The 1,430-nt window shown below is 39.6% G+C and carries 1 protein-coding gene and 1 pseudogene; one reads left to right on the forward strand and one right to left on the reverse strand.

Annotated features, from left to right (window positions below; translation table 11 throughout):
* A pseudogene (locus ACK2M2_RS16380) lies at positions 1-122 on the reverse strand (DDE-type integrase/transposase/recombinase); the annotation flags it as partial.
* A gap of 36 nt (positions 123-158) precedes the next feature.
* Here ACK2M2_RS16380 and ACK2M2_RS16385 point away from each other — a divergent pair.
* Positions 159-1,217, forward strand: coding sequence for a 2,3-butanediol dehydrogenase (locus tag ACK2M2_RS16385; protein WP_004281883.1), 1,059 nt, complete (start codon positions 159-161; stop codon positions 1,215-1,217).
* Positions 1,218-1,430 lie beyond the last annotated feature (213 nt).

The following is a 1,430-nucleotide window of genomic DNA, read 5'->3' on the forward strand; positions in this document are numbered from 1 at the left end:
GATAAAGCACGTCCATATGTGGGTGCTTTATCCGTGTTGATCACTTGTGGAATTTGCCACTTCTTCACATTATTTAACATTTTTCCAAGAAAACAATATGCTGATTTGGTATTACGTCTAGAATGGTTTACCGTTAACATCAATATAAGGAATATAAAATGAAAGCAGCTCGTTTTTATGACCGAGGGGATATTCGAATTGAAGATATCCCTGAACCGAAAGTACTTCCAGGCACAGTTGGAATTCAAGTTGCGTGGTGTGGTATTTGCGGTACAGATTTACATGAATTCATGGAAGGTCCTATTTTTATTCCACCTTGTGGTCACCCACACCCAATTTCGGGAGAATCTGCACCTGTAACAATGGGACATGAATTTTCAGGCGTGGTTTATGCAGTTGGAGAGGGTGTAGATGATATCCAAATTGGGCAACATGTCGTAGTTGAACCCTACATCATTGCTGACGATGTGCCGACTGGCCCCAATGATAAGTATCATTTATCAAAAAATATGAACTTTATTGGTTTAGGCGGACGCGGTGGTGGTCTTTCTGAAAAAATTGCAGTTCAGCGGCGTTGGGTACATCCTATTTCAAATGATATTCCTTTAGACCAAGCAGCATTGATAGAACCTTTATCTGTCGGTCATCATGCCTATGTCAGAAGTGGCGCAAAAGCTGGCGATATCGCACTGGTTGGTGGAGCAGGCCCAATAGGCTTACTTTTATCTGCTATTTTAAAGGCTAAAGGTCTCACGGTCATCATTACTGAACTGAGTGCAAAACGTAAAGAAAAAGCGATAGAAGCGGGTGTTGCCGATTATGTACTAGACCCATCTAAGGTTGATGTAGTTGCTGAGGTAATGAAAATTACAGAAGACCGCGGTGTAGATGTCGCTTTTGAATGTAGTAGTGTCAATAAAGTCATGGATACACTCGTTGCAGCAATGAAACCAACTGGTGTAGTCGTTATCGTTTCTATTTGGAGCCATCCTGCCACAATTAATGTGCATAGTGTGGTGATGAAAGAGCTAGATATTCGTGGCACGATTGCTTATGTAAATGATCATCAGGAAACTATCCGTTTGGTTGAGCAAGGTAAGATTAATCTAGAACCTTTTATTACCCAACGGATTGCATTAGATGATCTTGTTTCTAAAGGCTTTGAAACATTGATTCATAATAATGAGTCTGCTGTAAAAATTATTGTTCATCCGTAGTAACGCCTAATTTGAACGACTAATTTGAATAAACTAGAAATAAACTCTATGTAGCTATTTCTAATATCTTTATAGATAGGGAATGAGTCTGTACGTACAGATTCATTCTCAAATTTACGGCACTGTTGCAAATAGAGATTTGAGTCGATGATGTTCCCTTTAAAAAGTGCTTAGAGACCGAAAACCCTGTTGATTAGACACACTTCACCCTGA

The organism is Acinetobacter sp. TY1 (genome assembly GCF_048551395.1).
GTDB lineage: Bacteria > Pseudomonadota > Gammaproteobacteria > Pseudomonadales > Moraxellaceae > Acinetobacter.